Consider the following 24,839-nt stretch of genomic DNA (forward strand, 5'->3'; position numbering starts at 1 on the left):
TTTTAAGTTTAGAGAATTGACAAGGAGGAATTCGCAGATGCGGGTCAAAGACACTTTGAACATCGGCAAGACTAAGTTTCCTATGCGTGGACGCTTGCCGGAAACCGAAGCACAACGCGAAAAGCTGTGGGAAGACAATAAAGTCTACGAACAGCGTCAAAAATTAAATCAAGGCAAGCCAACTTTTGTTCTCCATGATGGCCCTCCATACGCCAACGGGAATATCCACATTGGTCACGCCATGAACAAGATCTCCAAGGACTTTATCGTCCGCTACAAGTCAATGGCTGGCTTTAGAGCACCATACGTTCCTGGTTGGGATACGCATGGTCTGCCAATTGAACACCAATTGACCAAGATGGGCTATGACCGCAAGAAGATGAGCACGACCGAATTTCGGGATCTGTGCCGCAAGTTTGCCTTAGAACAGGTTGACAAGCAGCGTAAGGACTTCAAGCGTCTGGGTGTTTCTGGTGAATGGGACAACCCATACCTGACACTGGCTAAAGAATTTGAAGCACAACAGATCAAAGTCTTTGGCGCTTTTGCCAAGAAGGGGCTGCTGTACCAGGCTAAAAAGCCGGTCTACTGGTCATGGTCATCTGAATCTGCCTTGGCAGAAGCCGAGGTTGAATATCATGATGTAGTAGCCAAGACGGCCTACTTCTGTGAACGAGTGATTGATGGCAAGGGACGTTTGGACAATGATACGTACCTGGTCGGCTGGACGACTACTCCTTGGACGATTCCGGCTTCTGAAGCCGTTGCCGTCAATCCTAAAATTATCTATGCCGTGGTTAAGCCGGCCAATGATGATCGCAAGTTCGTAATTGCCGATGAGTTGGTTGCCAAGTGCGCAGAAAAGTTCGGCTGGGACGAATATGAAGTTGTTGATCGGCTGTCTGGTCAAGACATGGATCGCATGACCAGCAAGCACCCATACAATGATAAAGAGATGCTGGTTGTCAATGGTGATCATGTTACGCTTGAGGCAGGGACAGGGCTGGTTCACACCGCGCCTGGCTATGGTGATGATGACTACCAGGTAGGTAAGAAGTACGGCCTGCCAATTTTTGCACCAATGAACGATCAAGGTGTCTTGACGGCTGAAAATGGTCCTGAGTTTGATGGCGTCTTCTACCAAGATGCAGATGACATTTCGTTGGATCTTTTGAAGCAGCATAACGCGCTTTTGAAGCAGGAACCGCTGAAGCACAGCTATCCATTTGACTGGCGGACCAAGAAGCCAATCGTTTTCCGGGCCACTGACCAATGGTTTGTTTCGATCGACAAGATGCGCGATGAGATCTTGAACGCCGTTGATGAGGTCAAGTACTACCCAAGCTGGGGTAAGGTACGGCTGCACAACATGCTTAAAGACCGTGGCGACTGGGTTATCTCTCGGCAACGGGTCTGGGGTGTGCCATTGCCAATCTTCTACGCTGAAGATTGTACGCCAATCATGACTGAAGAAACGATCAACCATGTTTCCGACCTGTTCCGTGAGTATGGCTCCAACGTTTGGTTTGAACGCGATGCCAAGGACCTGCTGCCAGAAGGCTTTACCAGTGAACATTCGCCACATGGTCAGTTTAAGAAAGAAACCGACATTATGGATGTTTGGTTCGACTCTGGTTCCAGTCATCAAGGCGTCTTGGCAGAACGTGACTACCTGACTTATCCATGCGACATGTATCTGGAAGGTTCCGACCAATACCGAGGCTGGTTCAACTCCAGTCTGATCTGCAGCGTCGTGCTCTCTGGTCATGCTCCATACAAGTCCATCGTTTCGCAAGGCTTTACGCTGGACAAGGACGGCAAGAAGATGTCCAAGTCGATCGGTAACGTTATTGATCCAAACAAGGTCGTTAAGCAGATGGGGGCCGAAATTATCCGTCTTTGGGTAATGAGTGCCGATACTTCGGCTGACGTGCGGGTTTCAATGGATACGTTCAAGCAGATCTCAGATGCCTACCGGAAGCTGCGCAATACCTTCCGCTTCCTTTTGGCCAACACGGCTGACTTTGACGCCAACGATGACACGGTTTCCTATGAAAAGCTGGAAAGCGTTGACCAATACATGGTCGTTAAGTTGAACCGCTTCTTAAAGGAAATGCGCGATCTGTTTGATGAATATGACTTTATGACGGCTTACAAGAAGCTGATCAACTTTGTCAACAACGATCTGTCAGCATTCTACATGAACGTAGCCAAGGACGTCTTGTACGTCGAAGCCAAGGATTCTCATGCGCGTCGTTCAATGCAGACGGTCTTTTACGACATTTTGGTAACGCTGGTTAAGCTGCTGACGCCAATTCTGCCACACACGACCGAAGAAGTTTGGGAATACATGGACGAGCCAGAAGAATTCGTTCAACTGACTGAAATCCCAGAACCACGGACCTACGCCAATGAAGAAGAACTGCTGAGCAAGTGGGACGACTTTATGGAGATTCGCTCTCATGTTTTGAAGGCCTTGGAAGAAGCACGTGATGCCAAGCTGATTGGTAAGTCACTGGAAGCTCAGGCTGATCTGTACCTGACTGACAGCCAAAAAGCCCTCTTAGACAGCATGAATGCAGATGCCGGTCTGCTGTTCGGGGTTTCGGCACTGCACGTTCATGATGTAGACCAAGCGCCAGCAGATGCTGAAAAGTTCAATGATAACGTTGCCGTTAAGGTTGCCGTAGCTGATGGCGAGACTTGCCAACGTTGCCGGATGGTCAAAGAAGACGTTGGCAGCGATCCCGTCTACCCAATGCTTTGTGCGCGCTGTGCCAAGCTGGTACGGGAAAACTTCCCTGAAACGGTTGCTGAAGGTTTGGAAAAGTAGTCCAATCTTAACCGAACCTTTATTGACCTAATCAAGACAAGGTTTAATAAACGGTGTAAAATGTATCAAGCAGCATTTAACTGTTTGATGCATTTTTATTTTGCAGCGAAATGGCAGGTGAAAAAATTGCTAAAAGGACGAGTAAAAAATTTTGATGCCCAAAAAGGCTGGGGCTTTATCGAAGTCGAAAACGAACCGGATGTCTTTGTTCACTTTAACGGTATCGAAGGCAGCGGACATCGCGAATTAAAACCAGGTCAGCTGGTTTCTTTGGTAGTCGTGCAGGGAAGAAAAGGGCCACAAGCCGCACACGTTTTGCCATTGGATTAGAAATGGGGGACGACAATGGATCTTGAAGAAAAAACAATTGGTCAACAAACGGTCTTTAAGGGTCATGTAGTCGATGTCGAGCTTCAACATGTTAAGACGCCACAAGGCAATATCGCCACGCGTGAGATTGTTCGGCATGCTCCAGCAATTGCGCTTTTGGTGATTGACGATGATCAGAAGATGATTTTAGAAAAGCAGTGGCGCGCGCCGGTTCAAAATATTACCTGGGAAATTCCGGCTGGTAAATTAGATGAGCGCGATCACGGTGATGCCAGACATGCGGCGATTCGTGAATTGAATGAGGAAACGCGTCTGCAGGCCGGCGAACTAACCAAAATTACGGCTTTTTACAGTTCCGTTGGTTTTTGCGATGAATATCTAACGCTTTACCAGGCACGAAACCTTAAGCCGGTTGAGCATGCCTTGCCACAGGATCAAGATGAGGATATCAAGCTTTACCGCTTCAGTTTGGACGAGGCATTAAAGATGATTGAAACAGGAGCGATTGAGGATTCCAAGACCATCGTGGCGGTTTATTACTGGCAGGCTCAGATGCTGGCACAAAAATTAAAGGAAAATCATGAATAATCAGCAGATTAATCCAGAAAAGATGACGCGCCAACAGTATCGTGAATGGCAAAAGCGACAGGCCTCAAAAAATAATCACCCAGTATCGGGCAATGAAGGGCCGGTCAATGATACCGATAATCTTAATGATGGATTTGAGGATGTTGGTCCAAGTACCGAAGCTGAGCCCATGATGCCGCGTCAAGCTGTTAAGCAGGCACAGGCCCAAGAATTAGCAGAGAGAAAAACGGCTCAATTAAAGCGCCGGCTCAACTGGGCGATTCTAGGATTGAGTCTGGCAATCATCGTTGTCTATTTGATTTTGTTTTTTGTAGGTTGATGGAGGAAAAGATTTTAATGAAGTTTGGAATTATCTGTGCAATGCAAGAAGAGATCAAGGAATTGAAGGGAGCTCTTTCAAATGCCCAGACCACGACTTTGGGCGACAAGGAGTACTTTAGCGGTCAGATCGATGGCCAAGCAGTTGTTTTGGTTGAATCCGGCATTGGCAAGGTCGAGGCGGCCATCACGGCTGAGCATCTAGCAGTTGACTTTGGTGTTGATGTAATTATCAATTCTGGTTCAGCGGGTGGCATCGGTGAAGGCCTGCACGTTGGCGATGTGGTGGTTTCTTCAGAGACGGCCTATCATGACGTAGATGCAACCGCCTTTGGCTACGAATATGGCCAGCTGCCGCAAAAGGCACCCCGTTTCAAGGCTTCGACAAAGTGGGGCGATGCCTTGATGAAAGCCGGTGAGCAGACTGGTCTCAACGTTAAGCGCGGTTTGATCGTATCTGGTGATCAATTCGTTGCTGGCCAAAAAGCAATCGACAAGATCAAGCAGCACTTTCCAGATGCGCTGTCAGCTGAAATGGAAGGGGCAGCGGTTGGTCAGGTAGCCTGTGATCATGAACTGCCATACGTGGTTGTACGCGCAATGTCAGATACTGGTGATGAGGATGCCGGTGTTTCGTTTGATGAGTTTATCATTGATGCCGGCAAGCGCTCGGCCAAGATGCTTTTGCAGCTGTTCAGTGACTTAAAGGTCTCGAGGTGAAAAAATGGCTGAATTCGTTTCAAAAATCAAGCTGCCGGGTGATAACGATACCTACGCAATCAGCCCAGCAATTAAAAAATACACGCTACTTGACCTGGGATTTGAACAATCACCCCGGGGAGTCTATACCTATCTGGGCAGCCTTGATCGGCAAAATCCATTTAAGCCGGTTGCCCGCTTAAAAATTCGCGTCAATCCTGAAATGACTGGCTTTAAAATGGAAACGGTCAATACCAATGGCTTTCGGGAGATCAATATTTTCAAGCATCCCCGGGCTGATGAATTGATTACGCAGTATCACTTTATCTTAGACGAGATGGTCGATCGGCATATCTTTGACCGTCAATAATGGTTTTTACTGGTCAAACCGGGCGTGTCTTTGTTACAATGAAAGGCACTGTGAACACGCGACCTTCACTCGTAGATTGTTCCAGAATCTATTGAAAATGATGGTGATAAAATGACAGACAACTCTAAGACACGGGTCGTCGTTGGCATGAGTGGCGGCGTTGACTCCTCAGTTACGGCGCTCTTATTGAAACGGCAGGGCTACGATGTCGTAGGCGTCTTTATGAAAAACTGGGATGATACCGATGAAAACGGCGTCTGCACCGCGACTGAAGACTATAAGGACGTAGCCAAGGTTGCTACGCAGATCGGGATTCCATATTATTCCGTCAATTTTGAAAAGGAATACTGGGATCGAGTCTTCAAGTATTTCATTGCTGAATACAAAAAGGGGCGTACGCCAAATCCTGATGTGATCTGCAACAAAGAGATCAAGTTCAAAGCATTCATCGAATATGCGCATCAGCTGGGGGCCGATTACGTGGCAACGGGCCATTATGCTGATCTTAAGGCCGACGCAGAAGGCAATATGCATCTGATGCGGGCAACCGACCCCCATAAGGATCAGACCTACTTTTTGAGTCAGCTGGACCATGCTCAGCTGGATCACGTGATGTTCCCACTGGCCGGCTACACTAAAAAGCAGGTCCGTGAGATTGCCAAGGAGGCCGGTCTGGCAGTTGCCGACAAGAAGGATTCAGTTGGCATCTGCTTTATCGGTGAGGATGGACATTTCCGCGAGTTCTTGAGTCAGTATCTGCCGGCTCAACCTGGCAATATGGAGACCGTTGATGGTAAGGTCGTTGGTCAGCATGCTGGCTTGATGTATTACACAATTGGTCAGCGTCGTGGTCTGGGCCTGGGCGGCAACAAGGAGAGCAATGAGCCTTGGTTTGTTATCGGCAAAGACATTACCAAAAACGTATTATACGTCGGTCAGGGTTATGAAAATGAGCATCTGTACGCTACGCACCTGGAAGCCAGTGACATTCACTGGGTTGACGATGTAGTCAGCCGCTATGGTCGCCATTTCCACTGCACCGCTAAGTTCCGCTACCGTCAGATCGATGAGGGCGTAACGGTAACGATCAGTGATGATGATCAGATGGTAACGGTTGAGTTTGACGATCCGGCACGAGCAATTACGCCAGGCCAGGCCGTAGTCTTTTATGATGGCCAAGAGTGCCTGGGCAGCGCAATTATCGATCGGGCCTACAACCACGATCATCAGCTGCAGTACGTCTAATTCAAATGATTTTTATGGTCGCCTGCAAGAGATTGCACGCGGCTTTTTAGATTTTGCGATAAATATTGGTTATACCCTGGTTATTTTTGGTATCATATAAGAAGACACATCGAAAAGGCAGATATTTTGGAAGAGAAAAATGACAAGGATCTATTTTATCAGACACGGTAAAACTCAATGGAACCTGCAATCACGCTATCAAGGAGCCCATGGCGATTCGCCGCTCTTGAAAAGCAGCTACCAGGAAATTGAGCTGTTGGCCGAATCGTTAAATAATACCGTTTTTGCCCATGCTTATGCCAGTCCGCTCAAGCGTGCCCGCGTAACGGCAATGGCGCTGCTGGATAATCTAAATCACCAGGTGCCGTTTACCATTGACAGCCGGCTGCGCGAGTTTGACTTGGGAATGATGGAGGGAATGCATTTTAGTGCCGTTGCCGAAAAATGGCCCACGGTGCTGGACAGTTTTCGCCATCATCCCGATCAATACGATGCCACGATCGTTCAAAGCGAAAGTTTTCCAGCAGTCATTGCACGGGTTGGTCAAGCGGTCAAAGAATATGCGCGAAGCTATCCTGGCGATCAAAATCTGCTGATCGTCTCACATGGGGCGGCCTTAAATGCAGCAATTAATGGTCTGCTTGAGGTTCCAATGGCGCACTTAAAAGATCGCGGCGGGCTCAGCAATACATCGACCACAATTTTGAAAACTGACGATGCTAAGCATTTTGAGCTGGAAAAATGGAATGATACCACCTATCTGCATAAAGAACATTTAGATCCGACTGATACGATTTAATGGGGTGAATAATATGAGCAACCAAGAAATCAATCGTGAAGAACAAAAGAAACAGACCCAAAAGCTGGTACATCGCTTGGTAACGGCAATCGACGAGGAACCAGATAAGTTCAACAACTACTATGATCTGGGAGCGCTCTTGACGCGGCTTAATGATTATGAACAAGCAGAAGAATTGTTTATGAAGGCGTTGGGGATCTTTGAAAAGAAAAACGATGCCAAAGCGGTTAATCTGCTGAACTATGGTCTGGGAAACGTCTACTACTCAGTAGGCAAGATCAATGATGCCATCAAGCAGTACAATAAAATTGACGATGCCAAGCTAAAGGGTGATTCATATCTGATGCTGGCGCAGAGCTATATGAAGCAAAAACAGTATCAGCAAGCCGTAGCATATGGTTTAACGGCTCATGATCTGCGTCCCCAGGATCCTGAAATCAATCAGGTAATCGGCGACTCGCTGCTGGCCTTGGGTGAGTTCAAGCAGGCCAAAACCTATTATGATTTGATCTTAAAGCGTCATCCCGGCCGTGCCGATACACAGTTTAACCGTGGACTGGTGGCAATGGTTTTGGGCGAGCCTTACCAAGATTATTTGACGCAGTCGCAGCAGCTTGATCCGGACTACTACGCTCAAAGCGAAAAGCGCATTTCTGATATTGAGCACTTCTTACAAAAGCAATCCGGCCAGAACAAATGACAATTGCTCAAAAAAATAGCCGTCCGGCAAAAACGTCATTTATCGGCGTCTTGCGCCGGGCGGCTTTTGTTGCGCCAAACAGTTTTTACCAGGTTCTCTATGTTCAGGTTTTGAATGCGTCGTTTGTCGATCGTCAAACTGAGATTACCGTAGTGGGACGTTTCGGCGACCTAACCGTCGGACAGGCATATCGCTTTACCGGTTTTTGGCAGACGCGCGCTCGTTTTGGCAATCAATTTCATGCCGTTGACTATCAAAAAATAGAGGGGGATTTGCATGGTCAAGAGTAAAACCGCAACTGCCAAAGAAAGGCTGCGCGGGACGGTTCATTTTATTAAGTTTGCCAAAGAAGATGGACCTCGTGCCTTTCGTATCTGTGTCATTGATGTGGATGAAGCTAGTTTTCCCTGGTCAGAAGAGGAGATTACGGTCAAAGGTCCGCTGGGCGATCTAAAAAAGCATCAAATGTATGAGTTTACTGGGCGACTGGTTGATAATGCCAACTATGGCCGTCAGTTTGAAGCTACCGGTTGCCAGATCGCCTTACCCCAGACTGAAGATGAGCTGGCGGGGACCTTGAATCAAGCCGGCATAGCCGTGACCGATGCTGAAGAGATCAGTCATCGTCTGTTTAAGAAGTTGGGTAAGAAAGCCGTTGAAAAAATCGTTGCCGATCCCAAGCGATTGGAAAAAATCAAGATTACCAGCGAAGCCGATCGCAAGCTGGTTTTAGACTACTTCAATGCCCGTCATGATGAGCATCAGATGAATGACGAGCTGGTTGACTGGCTGGCCAAGCTGGGCTTTAAGGATCGCCTTAGTGAGCGAATCATCAATAAGTATGGTGCCGATACGATGAAAATCGTCAAGGAAAATCCATATCAGCTGGTTTTAGATATCGATCGAATCGGGTTTGGCCGGGCCGACTTTGCTGCCAGCGTTTTAGGAATTGCTCCCGATGATTCGCGGCGTCTTTCAGCAGCACTGCGAGAGGTTTTGAATCAAGAGACCATGAATCAAGGGGCAACCTATGTCAGTCAAAAGACCTTGATTACTCAGGCAATGCGGCAGCTTGGCAATGTTTCTGATGCCGGACTGTTTGAAAATGAGCTGGCTGAGCTGATCAAGAGCCATCAGCTACAGGCTGAGGATGCTCAGCATATTTATCCCAGCTTCTTATATAACGCAGAATGGCTGATTGCCCAACACCTGCACCGAATTTTGTTTACTGAGGCCAAGGTTGATAAAAGGCGTGTTGAAAAAGCCGTTCAGACAGCAGAAAAGGCCGCGCAGATCGAATATGATCAACAGCAGAAAAAGGCAATCAAAATGGCACTGGAATCCAAGGTGCTCTTGCTGACTGGAGGACCTGGTACGGGTAAGACGACGATTATTCGCGGGATCGTCAACAGCTTTGCCCAGCTGCATGGCGTTGACGATGAAGAGATTATTTTGGCGGCACCAACGGGACGGGCGGCTCAGCAAATGGCAGCAGCGACCAAGATGCCGGCCAGCACGATCCATCATCTGCTGGGACTGACTGGTCAGGAAACACCTTCTAAAATGACGGCTAGTCGTTTAAAGGGAAGTCTTTTGATCATTGATGAGATGTCGATGGTTGATACACTGCTGTTCAAGACACTGGTTGCGGCAATTCCGCAAACGATGCATGTGGTTTTAGTTGGCGACCAGGATCAGCTGCCATCGGTTGGCCCAGGACAGGTCTTTCGGGATCTTTTGAGCTTTGCAGAGCTGCCTCAGGTGCGGTTGACGCAGATTCACCGACAAGATGCTAAGTCAACGATTATTCCGCTGTCCAAAAGCATCAATGACGGGCAGGTCCCAGCTGATCTGTTCAAGCAGGCCTTGCCAGACCGCTCGTTTATTCCAACCGACGCCCAAAATGCCGGTCGCTTTATTAATCAATTGATGGACTGGGGATTGAGTCAGCCAGGATGCGATTTAATGGACGTACAGGTCCTAATTCCAATGCACAAGGGAATTGCCGGGATCGATCAGCAGAATCGCAATCTGCAAGAACATCTCAATCCGGCCAGCCCAGATCGGCAAGAAGTAAAATTTGGTGAAACGATCTTTCGCAAAGGCGATAAGGTAATCCAAACAGTCAATGATCCCAATAATAATGTTTATAACGGCGATATGGGGGTAATTTCGGCCATCGAGGGCGGGGACAATGCGCCTAAGGCTAAGATCAAAAAGCCGCTTAAGGTTACCGTACGCTTTAACAACGACAATGAGGTCAACTATAATCGCAAGGAGCTGATCAATCTGCAGCTTGCATACTGCGTAACGATCCATAAATCGCAAGGCAGTCAGTTCAAGGTGGTAATTCTCTTAATGCTGGCCAACTATCGCATGATGTATCAGCGCAATCTGCTGTATACCGGCGTTACGCGGGCAACCAATTTTCTGCTTTTGCTGGGTCAGCCTGAGGCCTTTCAAGACTGTATTCAACAGCCACCATTGGCTCGGCATACGATGCTGGTTGACCGGCTCTTAAAAGTCTGGCAGCAGCCGGATTTATACCAGGCCCCCGAACCGGTCAGTGACGATGAGGATATCGATCTGTTTGCCAACGTTCCGAAGGCCGAAGTTATAGACTTTTTGGGACAGCAAAATCGTGAATCGGATAAAACGGTAACCAATCAGGCTGCCAATTTACCCCAAGCTAGTCGCCCCGATCGCTTGACTGCTAAGTTGATTGAAGAAGAGTCAATTGATCCATTGATCGGGATGCGGGGTATTACGCCAAAGGATAACTGAAGCAGATACGGCTTGCACATCAGGTTATTTGCTGAGATAATAGATTCAATGTTTAGCATAATTGCGTGGAGGATTTAAATGAGCAAGATTGAAAATGCAGAAAACGTTCGTCTGTTTGCGCTGAACTCCAATCAGCCATTGGCTAAGCGACTTTCCAAGGAATTGGGACTGCCGCTTTCGGATGCAACCATTACGCACTTTGCCGATGGTGAGATCTCAATTACGATCAATGAAAGCGTTCGTGGTCGTGAGGTCTACGTTTTGCAGTCGGTTTCACAGCCTGTCAACACCAATCTGATGGAGCTTTTGATTATGGTTGATGCTTTGCGGCGTGCCAGTGCCGCCAAGATCAACGTAATCATGCCTTACTACGGTTACGCGCGTCAGGACCGCAAAGCCCGCAGCCGTGAGCCAATCACGGCCAAGCTGATTGCCAATCTGCTGGAAATGGACCAGATTGACCGCTTGATTGCTGTTGACTTTCATGCTCCACAGCTGCAGGGATTCTTTGATATTCCCGTCGATCACCTGCAGGCAGCGCCAATTTTGGCTTCCTACTTTGCGCAAAGCGATCTGGATCTGGAAAATACGGTTATCGTGGCTCCAGACCATGCTGGCGTGACCTTGGCTCGTCGGTTTGCTGAATTTTTGGGAACGCCGATTGCAATTATCGACAACCGCAACCTTGATCAGCAGCGTGGTGCCAAAAATACTGAAACGCCAACTTCAATCATTGGTGACGTTGAGGGCAAAACGGCTCTGGTGGTTGATGATATCGTTGATACCGGGGTGCGGGTGGCCAACTCGGCTGAGCTGCTTAAGAGCTGCGGTGCCAAAGATGTATATGGCGTTGCAACGCATGCAGTACTTTCAAAAGGGGCCGTTGAACGGATTCAAGCTTCTGCGGTTAAAAAGATGGTAGTTACCGACACGATCGATCTGCCGGATGAAAAACGAATCGATAAGCTGGTTCGATTATCAACGGCTGATCTTTTGGCTGGGGCCGTGGCAAGCATCCACAATCATGAATCGATTCATTATCTTTACAGCATGCCAGAAGTCAAGCCAGTAGAAGACTAAAATAAAAAGGATTCGATTTTGATGTCGAATCCTTTTTTATAAACTCAGTTAAGCTGGTTTGGCTTGCGGACTGGGAGCAGCAAAACCTTGCAACAGCCGCTTGAGCTCAAGGCGGCGCTGCTGTTTGGAAATAAAGAGTCCCATTTTTTCCTTGTCAAAACCGGTAATCAGTTTATTATCACTGAAAATGATCGGATTTTTTAAAATATGTGGACTTTTTTGAATGGCTGCCGTCAGCTCATTGAGCGTCATTTGATCCGGATCAATCCTTAATGCCTTGGTCTCACGCGAACGCTGAGAAACCAGATCATCGGTACCGTTTAAAGAGATCGTCAGCAGTTGTTGAATCTCGGCCGCGCTCAATGGCTCCTTTTCAATATTGCGCTGTGTCAGTGCGATGTTATGCTTGGCAAACCATTGAACGGCCTTGCGCTTGGAAGGATCATTGGTATGAAAATACAGATTGACCATTTGAACGAACCACCTTTATGTACTTTAAAAGACATTTTAGCAAGTTTGATAAAAATATAAATACTAATTGACCAATTGTTAAATAAAACTTTATTAATTGTGACTTTTTTTAGAAACTCTTAATCTTTTTGAAAGGGCTTAACGTTAGTGCTCATAAGGGATTTGGTGATTATCACCTAAAAAGCGAACATGCTGGCGTCTTCAAATGTTTATCAAAAAATGGTAAATTAAGAGAGTATAAAATTTTTAGTGACGTCTTGACGTCAATTAAAGTTAAGTTCAAAGAGGTGTTAAGTTCATGGTTAAACGGATCAAAGCCCAGCATCATCGACATGGTCGGCAATGGCTGCTCGGAACGGTCAGTGCATTAAGTCTGCTGGCAACGGCCCATGCCAAGGCTGACCAGGTTACCGTTAAAGATGGTGACACCGTTTGGGATCTGGCCAATCAATACCAAACCAGCGTTAAGGCAATTGAAGATGCCAACCCGCACGTTAAAAAGATCAGCAGCAGTGTTGATCTGATCTATGCCGGCCAAAAGCTGCAGCTGTCTAAAAACGATTCAGCCAGCCAGTCAGCCCAAACAACCGGCAGCGACAGCTATACGGTTAAGAGCGGTGACACGCTGAGCGCGATCAGTGAGCGTCTACACGTATCAATTGCTGATCTGGTAAGCTGGAATCATCTTAGTAATCCAGATCAGTTGACGGTTGGTCAACAGCTGGTCGTAACGGGAACGTCAACTGTCAGTCAGACTGCATCCTCAGTCGCTGACGTTTCAAGTACGCCGGCCAGTGCAGCATCAGCTGTATCGGCAGAGCCGGTTAGTCAGGCTCAGCCATCATCAGCTGCTGGTTTGGCGGAAAGTACGACAATTCAAGCCGGCTCTGCATCCGTTCAGGCTGCTGAGTCTCCTCAGTTTGACAGTGCTTCAGCTTCTGCGCAGGCAGTATCTGCCAGTGCTGTTGATCAATCATCAGTTGCGGTTTCAAACTCAGCAACTGATGCATCAAGTACTGAACAGTCAGCTTCATCTGCAGTAGAAACTGCTGGTGTTGATTCAGCCGTTTCGCTTGCGGAAAATGAGGATATCGCTTCAGCCCAGCCAACGGATTCATCAGCCGCCAGCGTTGAGTCATCCAGTGATGTTCAAAGTGCAGCATCAGCTGTCAGTGGTGAATCATCTAGCAATAATACTCAGTCATCATCAATCGCTGCTTCTAACCCGGCTAATGATGCAGCCGCACAAGATACGACGGCAACGACTGCCGTTGTCAATAATGATGCCTCATCAACGGATCAGGCTGGATCTACATCCACTGAAACGTCTCCAGTGACGGCTGATCAAACTATGACTGCTGAATCAACCACGGCAATGACTGATCAGATGACCTCAGCTGCATCAGCAAGCACCTCTGATCAATCAACACAATCAACTGCCAACAGCACGGCTACGGTTGAAAACACTTCTACGACAACGACCAGCAGCTCTGATCTGACGACTGGCTCAGTAGTCAGTCTGGCGGTTAAACTGGCCAACGCCAACATTCCATATGTTTGGGGCGGGGCCTCGCTTTCTGGTATGGACTGCTCGGGTTTGGTCGATTATGTTTTCCAAAACGCAGAAGGCATTTCTTTGCCACACTACACGGTATCTTTGGAAAGCTGTGTCAGTCAGCATTCGGTAGCCGAAGCTCAGCCAGGTGACATCCTGTTTTGGGGTGAGCATGGCAGCACTTACCACTGTGCCATCTACATCGGCAACAACCAATACGTTGCGGCACCACGGCCTGGACAAAACGTTGAGATTGAAACGATCAGCTCATACTTTATGCCAAGCTTTGCCGGTACGGTGAATCGCTAAAAATAATTGTTAAGATAAGCACGAAATCGGTTCAAAGTGATCCGATCTCGTGCTTTTTTATTGGTTCTAATAAAAAGTTTTACCTATTGTGATGATAACTACTTTGGACTGTTAAAATACTAAGGCTTTTCTTATTAAAACGTAACAAACTTGTAAAACGAAAAAGGTTAACATTCCTTAAAGAGAGTGTTAAATTATGTTTATCCAATTAGGATCAGCTTTAAATATTTTCATTATTATTGGAGGTTGTTTAAAGTGAGTAACAAGTTTGAAATTCAACATGATCTGGTTGAAGCACAAAACAAGCTTAATCGGTTGTGTCAGGCAGAGTCAAAAGCCAATGCCGTCCAATCCGGTACTCAAACGGTAACAATCGAGCCTCAGTTTGGTGATGAGATGCAGCGTCTGCGTGAGGAATGCAGTCAGTTGAGCATCATCTTAGAAGCCATGGAAGCTTCTGAGGACTAGTCGGCTCAAGTAAAAACCAATTACAAAAATAAAGACAAACGGTTACTACGGCTCTGCTGATTAACCGATCCCCGCCTTGGTTAGCTGAGGTGGGGATATTTTAGTCTAAAAAACGTGCGAACAATTTTGCTCGCACGTTTTTTAATTGAATGATTTTTCCTTTAGTGAGGTACCCCAGAATGGATATCGCCTGGTATCCAGCGTTAAATCCATAAACCGGCTGCCCATCTCTTCGCCATCGGTTTGCGCAAATTCCAGCGAAGTTGTTACGTAATGCAGCCTTGGTGAACGAAAGCACTTGGCAAAACGAGAGCGGTTCAGCTTGCCGCGCGAAAACAGCCATAGACACCAAAACGTGATCAGCCAGTTGCGTTTTTCAACCACCAGCAATTCGAGGGTATCTGAGCTCAGCGACTCATCCGGAGCAACCTTAAAGCCGCCGCCAATGTAAGGGTGATTGCTGGCGATTAGAATAAAGGTTTTGGGGAAGGGATGATGGTGGCCGTTTTTTTCTTGAACCATCGTCTCAAATGGCTCTTGGTTATATAAAACGCTCAAGGCTTGTGATAGATAAGAAAAGTTTCCCAGATGCCAGCGATTGAGTCGTTTTTTAGCTTTTGAGGCATTGGCTTGGCTGACGATGGCTGCATCAAAGCCGATCCCCAGATTATTCAAAAACCAGCCATTCTCCTGCTTGATGGCGTCATAATAGTGACCGACGTTGATTAGCGTCGGGTGCTTGGTATCCAAAATCTGGCTGAGGGCCGTCATTGGGTTGGGTGAGATTCCATAGCCGCGTGCAAAATCATTGCCACTGCCAGCTGGAATGTAGGCAAGCGGTATTGATGATCCCGCTTTGATGAGGCCATTGAGTGTTTCGTGTAGAGCACCATCGCCGCCAACCACCATTATGATGTGATCGTCAGCACCGGCAAAGCGACCGGCAATGCGCTCAGCTAAATCAATAGCATGGCCATGATAGCGGGTTAAAACGACCTGATAGCTGATATTTAGTTCATTCAAACGACTCTGCAGCTGTTGCCAGATTTTTTTTGCCCGGCCGCCGCCAGCTAATAGGTTAACAATGATTGAATACTCCATACCAAACTCCTTAAAAGTAATAAAAAAGCCGAGACAGACTTGCCATCTCAGCCGCTAAGACCATTCAGCCTAGAATTCGGTAATCTTGAAGTCTGGATTCTGCTTTTCGTATGCCAAAGACTTTTCATCCAGCAGTTCAATGAATTCGATTTGGTATTCAGTCTTATTTTCCACGAGTTGACGTGCAACTGCTTCGGAGTCAGCTTCCAAGTAAAGTGACTTGGTGTTTTCACGTCGAGGAGTCATGGTCTTATCTGGTTGATAGTAAACTTTAAAAGTCATATTTTCTCTCCTTAGATATTGGATATCGATAAATCACCAATTTATTTTATCACAACTAACGAGCAGTGTCGTCATTCTTAATGAACCATGTGGTATTCTTAAGATAAGAATAATAAACGGAGGGATGAACATGCGACTGTTTATGATAATTTTAGTCTCAGCAATCATAGTCCTTGCCATCTATTTTTTGGTTCACCGTACGATGATCAATCGGGCAACCTTGATGCTGCGCAGACAGGCTCAGGCAACGACCGATGCAGCAATGGCCTATGCGTTAAAGCATATCTTGCTGCAGCTGCCGGCCATGCCTGAATCGCAGCTGGTGACCGATGTCTGGGGAAAGGGCGTTTTGGCATTTGAGTATACGCTCAAGGCTAAAAAGGTCACTGAACTTAATGCCAAAGATATAGAGCTGGCATTAAACGCCTATGCTAAAGAAAAACATCTGGATTATCTGCCTTCAGCCCCCAAGACGTTTGTCGTGACCGATTGGTGGACCTATGAGCAGATGCTGCACGTTGATGTGGCCTACATTTACAATGAAGCAACTCGTGAATACGTGATGGATCTGCATAAACTTAATCAAAACAACTGATCCAATCAAACCAATTGATTGAGCACAAAAAAACAGGCATGCTGGATGCAGCGTGCCTGGAGTCTTGGATGAATGCATTAGTCAAATAAGATCGTATCCTTAGGGGCCTCGAAAGGATGCTCTTTGTTGATATGATCATAAAATAAAATACCATGCAGGTGATCGATCTCATGCTGGCAGACGATGGCTGGATAATGCTTGAGCCGAATCTTGTGCGTTTCACCAGTCGTATCTTGATACTTTAAAGTAATCCGGTCATGCCGTGGCACATAGCCAGGTACGTCGCGATCAACCGATAGGCAGCCTTCGCCTTCAGTCAATGCGCCATATTGAACCGATTCACTGACAATAACCGGATTAATGATGACATCCTTGAATACTGGCTCATCATCGGGTTCTTCACCAGGAACCAGCACAGCAGCCATTTGTTTGGACTGACCGACTTGAGGAGCCGCCAGACCGACACCGGCCCGTAGCTTGTATTTTTCGCATAATTCGGGATCTTGGCTGACCACCAGATATTCCATCAGATCCTTGGCCAGTTTTTGGTCATCTTCAGAAAGAGGGAACTCGACCTTGGCAGCTCGCTTGCGCAGAACGGGGTCGGGATCACGAACAATGTCTTTCATTAGAAACATACTTGGTTTCGCCTCCATATTAAACGTTCAATGAACAGTCTATCATAAAAACTCAAAAAAAGCTGACAGAAGCCTGTCAATTTGATAATGAAGGCATATACTAAATAAGATAAGCAGAAATCTGCAAAAGGGGATGTGAGACAGTGCACGATAAAAACTATTCCTATCCACTAGATCCGAGCTGGAGCACGGCTGAAATCGAAACCGTCATTGCAATGTTTCGGGCAGTGGAAGATGCTTATGAGGTTGGCATCAATCGTCAGCAGGTTATGGACTGTTATCGAAAATTCAAGATGGTAGTATCGGCCAAAAGTGAAGAGAAATGCTTAGGAAGAGAATTTGCCAAGGCCACGGGCGGCTACCAGCTGTATGATGTTGTCAAAGCGGCTCGTGAGCAAAAGGCAGGACAGATTAAGCTAAGCATAAAATAACATTAGGGGTGTCATAATGCTGGAACAGATTGATCAGCAGGCGCAGCAGCTGATGTGGGAAGTCCGTCAGCAGACGCTGCAGCTGATGACCAAAGAATTTAACGTTGCTGAAAAAACCAGTGCTCGGGATCTGGTCACGACCGTTGATAAACAAAACGAAAAAATGATTGATGATCGGCTTAAAGAAATTGATCCGACCTGCCGCATCGTCAGTGAGGAAGGCTTTGGCGATCAAGTTAACGATTTAAAGGGGCATGTCTGGATTGTTGACCCGATTGACGGCACGATGAACTTTGTGATGCAAAAACGTAATTTTGCCATTATGATGGGACTGTATATTGATGGCAAGCCGGCACTGGGGTATATCATGGATGTTGTTGAAGGAACGCTTTATCACGGCGGTATTGGCAAAGGCGTTTTTGCCAATCAGCAGCGTCTGCGCACGCCAGCCAACAAATCACTTGCTGACAGCCTGATGGTCATGAACGGCTACTTGACTATGAATAATGTACATGGCCTGCAAAGGGCTGCCAGAAAAGCACGGGGATTGCGAATGTATGGCAGTGCCGGAATTGAAATGATCTATGTTCTGACGGGATGCTTGGGGGCGTATGTTTCTCATCTGCACCCTTGGGATCTGGCAGCAGGGCGTGTCTTGGCTGAAGAACTGGGATTAGTTGTGAAACCAATTGACGATGATCATCTCAATGTGTTATCATCTAACTTTGTATTAGTAGCGACAAAGCAAGCGGGTCAAGATCTTTTGAACATCGCTGAATAGCCCAAGACTGTGACAGCGGTCACAGTTTTTTTATGACAAGGCCGCTGCCTCACAAAATTTAGAGTATTGATTAGACGAAAGGAAGATAACTTTTGAAAACACGTGATGATATTCGCAACATTGCGATCATTGCCCACGTCGACCATGGTAAGACTACGCTGGTCAACGAAATGCTGAAGCAATCTGACACTTTGCCAGAACACTTCGAGATTCAAGATCGGGCCATGGATACCAACGCCATTGAACGTGAACGTGGTATCACCATTCTCTCCAAGAACACGGCCGTTAAGTACGGCAAGTACCAGATCAACATCTTGGACACCCCAGGTCACGCCGACTTTGGTGGTGAGGTTGAACGGGTTATGAAGATGGTTGACGGTGTTCTGCTGGTTGTTGATGCTTTTGAAGGTACGATGCCTCAAACGCGCTTCGTGCTGCAAAAGGCTCTTGAACAACACTTGACGCCAATCGTTGTTATCAACAAGGTTGACCGTAAGGGTGCTCGTCCAGAAGAAGTCGTTGATGAAGTGCTCGACCTGTTTATTGAACTGGGTGCCGACGAAGATCAGCTGGACTTCCCAGTTATCTACACGTCAGCTATGAATGGTACTTCCAGCTACGATTCTGACGTTTCGACGCAGGAACACACGATGAAGCCATTGTTCGACACGATCGTTAAGACGATTCCAGCGCCAATCGACAATTCTGATGAACCACTGCAGTTCCAAGTTGCCATTCTGGACTACAACGACTTTGTTGGTCGAATTGGGATTGGCCGAATCTTCCGTGGCAAGATCAAGGTCGGTGACAATGTTTCTGTTATGAAGCTGGATGGCTCCAAGAAGAACTTCCGGGTTACCAAGCTGTTTGGTTTCTTCGGTCTGAAGCGTGAAGAAATTCAAGAAGCCAAGGCCGGTGACTTGATTGCCATCTCTGGTATGGAAGACATCAACGTTGGTGAGACGATCACGGATTCCGAGCACCCAGAAGCCCTCAAGCCACTGCGGATCGATCCACCTACGCTGCAGATGACGTTCCGGACCAACGACTCGCCATTTGCCGGTCGGGAAGGTAAGTTTGTTACCTCTCGTCAATTGGAAAACCGCTTGAATGCTGAGCTGCACACTGACGTTTCACTGCGGGTTGACCCAACCGATGAACCAGGTGCCTGGACGGTTTCTGGCCGTGGTGAATTGCACCTGTCGATCTTGATTGAAACAATGCGTCGTGAAGGTTACGAACTGCAGGTTTCTCGTCCACAGGTTATCTACCGTGAAATTGATGGTACGACTTGCGAGCCATTTGAAGAAGTTCAAGTTGACGTACCTGACGAATACACTGGTGGCATCATTGACTCACTTGCAAAGCGCAAGGGTGAGATGAAGAACATGGAACCTTCCAAGAACGGTCAAACACGAATGATTTTTGAGGTTCCTTCACGTGGCCTGATCGGCTACTCAACCGAATTTATGTCCCAAACGCGGGGTTATGGGATCATGAGCCACTCCTTCAAGGAATACCGGCCAGTTATCAAGAACTGGAACCCAGGTCGGACGAAGGGTACGTTGGTATCAATGAATGCCGGCAAGGCTACGACCTACGCAATGATGGGTATCGAATCCCGTGGTACGCTTCTGATCGACCCAGGTACGGAAGTCTACGAAGGTATGATCGTTGGTGAAAACAACCGTGAAAACGATATTACCGTTAACATCACTAAGGGTAAGAACCTGACCAACGTGCGGGCGGCTGGTTCTGATGAAATGGCACGGATCAAGACGCCAACGCACCTTTCTTTGGAAGAATCGTTGGAATTCTTGAACGATGACGAATATTGTGAAATTACGCCTGAAAACGTTCGCCTGCGTAAGCAGATCCTGAACACGAATGCTCGTGAAAAGGAAGCTAAGCGTCGTCGGGCTGCTTCACGCAAGTAAAAAGACGGTCTGATTAAGTAACAGCTGTCGCCAAAGACCCATCATTCGGCTTATTGACCGGGTGAATGGGTCTTTTTTGTAACAATGCCAGCTGATGAATGAACGCGAAACGGGTTTTGCTGAGCAGGTGGTGTATAATATTGTTTGATTTTATCAAAAGCGAGGAATAGCCAGTTGAAGACGACGTTTAAAAAAATCTATCGAAAAATGCGCAGCATCGACTATTGGATTTTGCTGCCATATTTGGTGCTGTGTTTAATCGGTGTGGTGATGGTCTATTCGGCCAGTGCTGCCATCAAAATGCAGACGGGCGGATCACCGGTTGGCTATCTGGTTAAGCAGATCGTGTTTGTTTTGATGGGTTGGGGATTTTTTGGATTTTTGGCTTCTCTCAACCTGAATAAACTTCGTGGACGAGGTTTTTTATGGTGGACTTATGTGGGTATTCTTTTTTTATTGTTTTTCGTTAAGTTCTTTGGCCGCGCTGTTAATGGTGCCAATGGATGGATCAATCTCGGGCCGATCAGTATTCAACCAGCCGAATTTTCAAAACTGTATCTGATAATCTATTGGGCCAATCGCTGTGCCAAGGTTAACGATGAGCTGCATCATCCTAGTATGCGCGAGTATTCCATGGCATTGTTTAAAACTAGTCTTTTACTGTTGCTTATCATTATTCAACCTGACGTCGGTGGCTTTTCAATTAACTTTGCCATTGCTGCTTTGATAATCATGGCATCGGGCTATAATTCACGCTGGACGATCCTGATTTTTGATGGCCTGCTTTTGATTGGAATGATTGCCCTGCCTAGCCTAGCTAAGATTGTGGCGACTGGTCATATCAAAAATTATCAAGTCGCGCGCTTCGTGGCATTTGTCAATCCGTTTGGGACACAAAGCGGTGCCGGCAGTCAGTTGGTCAATTCATACTATGCAATCAGCAATGGTGGCCTAAAAGGCGTCGGCCTAGGCAACAGTATTCAAAAAATGGGCTATCTTCCAGAACCAAATACCGACTTTATCTTATCAGTCGTCAGTGAGGAGCTTGGCTTTATTGGCGTGTTTTTGGTGCTTACGCTTTTGACGATCATCATTTGCCAGATCATTCGGGTTGGAGTTCGTTCTGACAGTATGTATGAGGGGCTGCTTTGTTACGGAGTCGGTACTTTTATTGCCGTTGAAGCTGCAATCAACGTCGGTGGGGTTACTGGTCTGCTGCCGATTACAGGGGTAACGTTCCCATTTATCAGTTATGGGGGATCCAGTATGCTTGCGTTAAGCATTGCGCTAGGCTTGGCGATGAACGTCAGCATTCGGCAAAAGCTGCGGCGTAAAAACCTGCGGCGACTGCAGGCAATCAGACAAAGGGGGATTGGCTAATGGATTTTTCGATTCGTCCCAGACGTGGGTTGATCGTTTATTTAAACAGTATGAAAACGGTCAAGTCATTGCGGCGATACGGCCGAATTCAATATGCGTCACGTCGCATGCATTATGCGGTGCTGTACGTTGATGAACAAAATGTGGATACGATAACCGAAAAACTGCAACAGCTGCGCAACGTTAGGCGAGTAATGCAGTCGCACTGGCCAGAACTTGATCCAGAATTAATAGACTTGGAATTAACGGGTCTGTATAAAAAACATGATGAGGATGAAAAAGAATGAGAATTATTTCCGGCGAGTTTCGTGGACGGCGTTTGAATGCCGTACCTGGAATGGCAACGCGACCAACGACTGATAAGGTCAAAGAGTCGCTGTTCAACATTATCGGCCCCTATTTTGAGGGTGGAACCAGTCTTGATCTTTATGGCGGCAGTGGCGGCTTGAGTATTGAGGCAGTTTCAAGAGGAATTGATCATGCCGTTTTAATTGATCGACAATATGCTGCCATCAAGACCATTAAGAAAAATATCGAAGTGACTAAGCATCCCGAACGTTTTAGCGTCTATAAGCAGGATGCCGAAAAATCCCTGCATTTCTTGAGCCGGCAAACGCAGCACTTTGACTTGATCTTTTTGGATCCACCGTATGCCAAGCAGCATATTATTGACGATCTTGAAAGAATGGTTGACTTGGATTTATTGAACGATCAAGCTTTAATCGTAGCCGAAACCAATCAAGAGGCAAATCTGCCGACTGAAAACTGGGGAAGCTTTGAATTCTTGCGTCAGCAGACCTACGGCATTACGGTGCTGACGATCTATCGTTTTAGAAAGGGTGAAACAGAATGAAAATCGCACTTTTTCCTGGGTCGTTTGATCCACTGACTTTAGGACACATGGACTTGATCCGTCGCGGCAGCGCCCTGTTTGATCAGCTGGCAGTTGCGGTAATGAGCAATGACTCCAAAAAACCACTGTTTACGGTTGAGGAGCGCGTGGCGCAGGTCAAAGAGGCCGTAGCCGGATTATCTAACGTTTCGGTTATCACGGCAGAAGGACTGACCGTTGATTTAATGAACAAGATTGGCGCCGATTATTTAATGCGTGGCCTGCGTAATGTTAATGACTTTCAATATGAGCGTGATATTGCAGCCATGAACCAGTTCTTAGACGATCAGGCAGAAACGGTCTTTTTCCTGGCTGATCCTAAATATCAGCATCTTTCCAGCAGCCTTTTAAAAGAAACGGCGGCAGCTGGTGGCGATATCTCTGCCTACTTACCGGGCAATATCAATAAAGCCCTGGAAAAACGACTTCGCGAAACGAAACTGGAACAGGTAAAGGAACAAAATGAGCAGACAAGATAAACAGATTTTAAGGCGCATTGCCGAGGTCTTGGTTGCGGTTTTGTTTGTTGGCTGGTTTTTATTTTGGCCATTGAACTACTATATCGAAACGCCAGGCACGGCCGATAATCTTAAATCATACGTAACGGTCAAGGGACATCCTGACAAGAAAAAGGGCAGCTATATGATTACATCCGTCTATCTGCAGCAAGCCCGTCCCGCAACCTATGTCTGGGCCCATTTTGATCCACACGCAACGATTGAAAATGCCTCTGATGTTACTGGTGGTCAAAGCAGTGCTACGTATAACAAGGTCCAAAACTTCTATATGAAGAGTGCCATCAATGAGGCAATTGCTGTTGCCTACAAGGCTGCTCATCAAGAATATACCAAGCAGTATCTGGGGATCTACGTACTAGAGGTCGAAAAGCAGTCTAAATTTAAAAATGATCTGAAGGTTGGCGATACAATCACTGAGGTCAACGGTCGGCATTTTAATACTGCACAAGGCTATCAAAAATATATTGCCAAACAAAAGGTCGGCCAAAATCTGACAATCGCCTATCTGCATAATGGCAAGCGACACCAGACCACGCATAAGCTGATCAAGATCATGGGTGACCGCGCTGGAATCGGAATTTTACTGACTGACAACGTCAAGATTCATACTAAGATTCCAATTAAGGTCAATCCTGGGCAGCTGGGTGGACCATCTGGCGGCTTAATGTTTAGTCTGCAGATTTATCAGCAGGTATCCGGTGAAGATCTGCGGCATGGTCGCAAGATTGCTGGGACGGGAACGATTGCTCCAGATGGCTCGGTTGGCGAGATTGGCGGTATTGATAAAAAAGTCATTGCCGCTCACAAGGCTGGAGCAACGATCTTTTTTGCTCCTTATGTCAAGCCAACCAAGACGATTCTCAAATATGAAGAGGGTCATAAGACCAACTACCAGCTGGCCAAGGAAACGGCTAAAAAGTATGCACCGGGGATAGAAGTAGTACCGGTCAAGAGCTTTAACGATGCCGTTAAATATCTTAGAACTCATCAATAGAAAGAACGTCAGAGATTTTTGAAAATTTCTGGCGCTTTTTTAATGCGATCATATCTTTTTGGCATAAAGCATATTGAGGAGGTGAAAAAATGCAGTGGCAAGAATTCTTTGAGCTGCACCGTAAGACGATTCTGATCGTTTTAGGCGGATTGATACTGCTGATCGGTGGCTGGCTGTATTCAAAACCAACGCCGACCAGTCCTGCGTTTGCTACGGCTACCAGCTCGGCCAAGCCAGCTTATGTTAAAAATGAGTCAGCGACACGGACTGCGAAGGTCTGTGTTGACGTTAAAGGAGCAGTCAATCAGCCAGGTGTCTATACGCTGGGCAAGAACGCTCGTGTCCAAGAAGCCATTAATGCAGCTGGCGGCGTGCATGCCGATGCGGATATGCGTCAGGTTAATCTGGCCAAGCAGCTGCAGGATCAGCAGATCGTCTATGTTCCAGCACAAGGTGAACAGCTGCCAGGCAGTTTGATGACTGGTATGGCTGCTGACCAAACTGGGCCGAGTCTTTCAGCTGGGGGACAGGATGCACCCAGGATCAATCTCAATCAAGCCAGCAAGGAAGAATTGTGTCAGATTAACGGAATTGGCGACAAAAAAGCTGATATGATCATCCAGTATCGGCAGCAGCATGGACCATTTAAAAGTGTTGACGATCTGAAAAATGTCGATGGCTTTGGCGATAAGACGGTTGCCAAGCTAAAGGAACAAGTGGCGGTTTAAAATTGACGTTGGC

28 protein-coding genes are annotated in these 24,839 nt (G+C 46.9%); 24 read left to right on the top strand and 4 right to left on the bottom strand.

All coding sequences use genetic code 11. From position 1 onward, the window contains the following. The first annotated feature begins 37 nt into the window (after window positions 1-37). The 12 genes from ileS (at window position 38) to QOS03_RS04670 (ending at window position 11,746) form a co-directional block, all read left to right on the top strand. Window positions 38-2,833: an isoleucine--tRNA ligase gene (gene ileS, locus QOS03_RS04615; RefSeq protein WP_283575501.1), complete on the top strand. Its 2,796-nt coding sequence runs from the start codon at window positions 38-40 to the stop codon at window positions 2,831-2,833. 126 nt (window positions 2,834-2,959) lie between these two features. Further along, the gene (locus QOS03_RS04620; RefSeq protein ID WP_169461998.1) at window positions 2,960-3,163 is read left to right on the top strand and encodes a cold-shock protein; all 204 of its coding nucleotides are present in this window, start codon (window positions 2,960-2,962) and stop codon (window positions 3,161-3,163) included. Window positions 3,164-3,178: 15 nt separating this feature from the next. Further along, on the top strand, window positions 3,179-3,751 hold the full coding sequence (locus QOS03_RS04625; RefSeq protein ID WP_283575502.1) for an NUDIX hydrolase: 573 nt from the start codon (window positions 3,179-3,181) through the stop codon (window positions 3,749-3,751). Beyond that, entirely contained in the window at window positions 3,744-4,070 is a 327-nt protein-coding gene (locus tag QOS03_RS04630; RefSeq protein ID WP_283575503.1) for a hypothetical protein, read from the top strand. Before QOS03_RS04625 ends, QOS03_RS04630 begins: the two co-directional genes overlap by 8 nt. 17 nt (window positions 4,071-4,087) lie before the next feature. Beyond that, the gene (locus tag QOS03_RS04635) at window positions 4,088-4,789 is read left to right on the top strand and encodes a 5'-methylthioadenosine/adenosylhomocysteine nucleosidase (protein WP_169461995.1); all 702 of its coding nucleotides are present in this window, start codon (window positions 4,088-4,090) and stop codon (window positions 4,787-4,789) included. A 4-nt stretch (window positions 4,790-4,793) separates the two neighbouring features. Further along, window positions 4,794-5,138, top strand: coding sequence for a cysteine desulfurase (locus tag QOS03_RS04640; RefSeq protein WP_283575504.1), 345 nt, complete (start codon window positions 4,794-4,796; stop codon window positions 5,136-5,138). A 111-nt stretch (window positions 5,139-5,249) separates the two neighbouring features. Further along, window positions 5,250-6,383, top strand: a complete 1,134-nt coding sequence (mnmA, locus tag QOS03_RS04645) for a tRNA 2-thiouridine(34) synthase MnmA (RefSeq protein WP_169461993.1) — start codon at window positions 5,250-5,252, stop codon at window positions 6,381-6,383. A gap of 139 nt (window positions 6,384-6,522) precedes the next feature. Beyond that, window positions 6,523-7,182, top strand: a complete 660-nt coding sequence (locus tag QOS03_RS04650) for a histidine phosphatase family protein (RefSeq protein ID WP_283575505.1) — start codon at window positions 6,523-6,525, stop codon at window positions 7,180-7,182. 13 nt (window positions 7,183-7,195) lie between these two features. After that, window positions 7,196-7,882, top strand: a complete 687-nt coding sequence (locus QOS03_RS04655; protein WP_169461991.1) for a tetratricopeptide repeat protein — start codon at window positions 7,196-7,198, stop codon at window positions 7,880-7,882. Beyond that, the gene (locus tag QOS03_RS04660; protein WP_283575506.1) at window positions 7,879-8,172 is read left to right on the top strand and encodes a YrrC family ATP-dependent DNA helicase; all 294 of its coding nucleotides are present in this window, start codon (window positions 7,879-7,881) and stop codon (window positions 8,170-8,172) included. The genes QOS03_RS04655 and QOS03_RS04660 overlap by 4 nt, the downstream gene beginning before the upstream one ends. Continuing rightward, the gene (gene recD2, locus QOS03_RS04665) at window positions 8,159-10,666 is read left to right on the top strand and encodes an SF1B family DNA helicase RecD2 (protein ID WP_283575507.1); all 2,508 of its coding nucleotides are present in this window, start codon (window positions 8,159-8,161) and stop codon (window positions 10,664-10,666) included. Before QOS03_RS04660 ends, recD2 begins: the two co-directional genes overlap by 14 nt. A 78-nt stretch (window positions 10,667-10,744) precedes the next feature. Next, window positions 10,745-11,746 (top strand): ribose-phosphate diphosphokinase, encoded by a 1,002-nt coding sequence (locus tag QOS03_RS04670; RefSeq protein ID WP_283575508.1) that lies wholly within the window; start codon window positions 10,745-10,747, stop codon window positions 11,744-11,746. Between the two features lie 48 nt (window positions 11,747-11,794). On the opposite strand, the gene QOS03_RS04675 is transcribed toward QOS03_RS04670, so the two are convergent. Next, window positions 11,795-12,217 (bottom strand): ArsC/Spx/MgsR family protein, encoded by a 423-nt coding sequence (locus QOS03_RS04675; protein ID WP_169461987.1) that lies wholly within the window; start codon window positions 12,215-12,217, stop codon window positions 11,795-11,797. 298 nt (window positions 12,218-12,515) lie between these two features. On the opposite strand from QOS03_RS04675, the gene QOS03_RS04680 reads away from it, so the two are divergent. Both QOS03_RS04680 and QOS03_RS04685 read left to right on the top strand, forming a co-directional pair. Continuing rightward, window positions 12,516-14,081: a C40 family peptidase gene (locus tag QOS03_RS04680; RefSeq protein WP_283575509.1), complete on the top strand. Its 1,566-nt coding sequence runs from the start codon at window positions 12,516-12,518 to the stop codon at window positions 14,079-14,081. A gap of 255 nt (window positions 14,082-14,336) precedes the next feature. Beyond that, window positions 14,337-14,549, top strand: a complete 213-nt coding sequence (locus QOS03_RS04685) for a hypothetical protein (RefSeq protein WP_169461985.1) — start codon at window positions 14,337-14,339, stop codon at window positions 14,547-14,549. Between the two features lie 141 nt (window positions 14,550-14,690). Here QOS03_RS04685 and QOS03_RS04690 read toward each other — a convergent pair whose 3' ends face one another. Both QOS03_RS04690 and QOS03_RS04695 read right to left on the bottom strand, forming a co-directional pair. After that, window positions 14,691-15,650 carry a diacylglycerol/lipid kinase family protein gene (locus QOS03_RS04690; RefSeq protein WP_283575510.1) on the bottom strand — a complete coding sequence of 320 codons (960 nt, stop codon included), beginning with the start codon at window positions 15,648-15,650 and terminating at the stop codon, window positions 14,691-14,693. A gap of 69 nt (window positions 15,651-15,719) precedes the next feature. Next, window positions 15,720-15,932 carry a DNA-directed RNA polymerase subunit epsilon gene (locus QOS03_RS04695; RefSeq protein WP_283575511.1) on the bottom strand — a complete coding sequence of 71 codons (213 nt, stop codon included), beginning with the start codon at window positions 15,930-15,932 and terminating at the stop codon, window positions 15,720-15,722. Between the two features lie 130 nt (window positions 15,933-16,062). Here QOS03_RS04695 and QOS03_RS04700 point away from each other — a divergent pair, with 130 nt between their 5' ends. Then, window positions 16,063-16,527: a hypothetical protein gene (locus QOS03_RS04700; protein ID WP_283575512.1), complete on the top strand. Its 465-nt coding sequence runs from the start codon at window positions 16,063-16,065 to the stop codon at window positions 16,525-16,527. Between the two features lie 77 nt (window positions 16,528-16,604). Here the strand turns inward: QOS03_RS04700 and def are convergent, their stop codons facing one another. Beyond that, window positions 16,605-17,165: a peptide deformylase gene (gene def / locus QOS03_RS04705; protein WP_169461981.1), complete on the bottom strand. Its 561-nt coding sequence runs from the start codon at window positions 17,163-17,165 to the stop codon at window positions 16,605-16,607. 143 nt (window positions 17,166-17,308) lie between these two features. Between def and QOS03_RS04710 the strand changes: the two genes are divergently transcribed. The 9 genes from QOS03_RS04710 (at window position 17,309) to QOS03_RS04750 (ending at window position 24,826) form a co-directional block, all read left to right on the top strand. After that, window positions 17,309-17,596 (top strand): UPF0223 family protein, encoded by a 288-nt coding sequence (locus tag QOS03_RS04710; protein ID WP_283575513.1) that lies wholly within the window; start codon window positions 17,309-17,311, stop codon window positions 17,594-17,596. A 16-nt stretch (window positions 17,597-17,612) separates the two neighbouring features. Further along, the gene (locus QOS03_RS04715) at window positions 17,613-18,377 is read left to right on the top strand and encodes an inositol monophosphatase family protein (RefSeq protein WP_283575514.1); all 765 of its coding nucleotides are present in this window, start codon (window positions 17,613-17,615) and stop codon (window positions 18,375-18,377) included. A gap of 92 nt (window positions 18,378-18,469) precedes the next feature. Then, window positions 18,470-20,314: a translational GTPase TypA gene (typA, locus tag QOS03_RS04720; protein WP_006499730.1), complete on the top strand. Its 1,845-nt coding sequence runs from the start codon at window positions 18,470-18,472 to the stop codon at window positions 20,312-20,314. A 207-nt stretch (window positions 20,315-20,521) separates the two neighbouring features. Further along, a complete protein-coding gene (locus tag QOS03_RS04725; RefSeq protein WP_408612072.1) occupies window positions 20,522-21,694 on the top strand; it encodes an FtsW/RodA/SpoVE family cell cycle protein in 1,173 nt (390 codons plus the stop codon). Next, window positions 21,694-21,981 carry a YlbG family protein gene (locus QOS03_RS04730; RefSeq protein WP_283575516.1) on the top strand — a complete coding sequence of 96 codons (288 nt, stop codon included), beginning with the start codon at window positions 21,694-21,696 and terminating at the stop codon, window positions 21,979-21,981. Before QOS03_RS04725 ends, QOS03_RS04730 begins: the two co-directional genes overlap by 1 nt. After that, window positions 21,978-22,547 (top strand): 16S rRNA (guanine(966)-N(2))-methyltransferase RsmD, encoded by a 570-nt coding sequence (gene rsmD, locus QOS03_RS04735; protein ID WP_283575517.1) that lies wholly within the window; start codon window positions 21,978-21,980, stop codon window positions 22,545-22,547. The genes QOS03_RS04730 and rsmD overlap by 4 nt, the downstream gene beginning before the upstream one ends. Then, window positions 22,544-23,065: a pantetheine-phosphate adenylyltransferase gene (gene coaD, locus QOS03_RS04740; RefSeq protein ID WP_272217821.1), complete on the top strand. Its 522-nt coding sequence runs from the start codon at window positions 22,544-22,546 to the stop codon at window positions 23,063-23,065. The genes rsmD and coaD overlap by 4 nt, the downstream gene beginning before the upstream one ends. Continuing rightward, complete coding sequence (locus QOS03_RS04745) at window positions 23,049-24,098, top strand: SepM family pheromone-processing serine protease (protein WP_283575518.1); 1,050 nt, start codon at window positions 23,049-23,051, stop codon at window positions 24,096-24,098. Before coaD ends, QOS03_RS04745 begins: the two co-directional genes overlap by 17 nt. 89 nt (window positions 24,099-24,187) lie before the next feature. Further along, window positions 24,188-24,826 (top strand): helix-hairpin-helix domain-containing protein, encoded by a 639-nt coding sequence (locus tag QOS03_RS04750; RefSeq protein ID WP_283575519.1) that lies wholly within the window; start codon window positions 24,188-24,190, stop codon window positions 24,824-24,826. Window positions 24,827-24,839 lie beyond the last annotated feature (13 nt).

It is taken from the genome of Limosilactobacillus pulli (genome assembly GCF_947381555.1).
In the GTDB taxonomy this organism is placed as follows: Bacteria; Bacillota; Bacilli; order Lactobacillales; family Lactobacillaceae; genus Limosilactobacillus; species Limosilactobacillus pulli.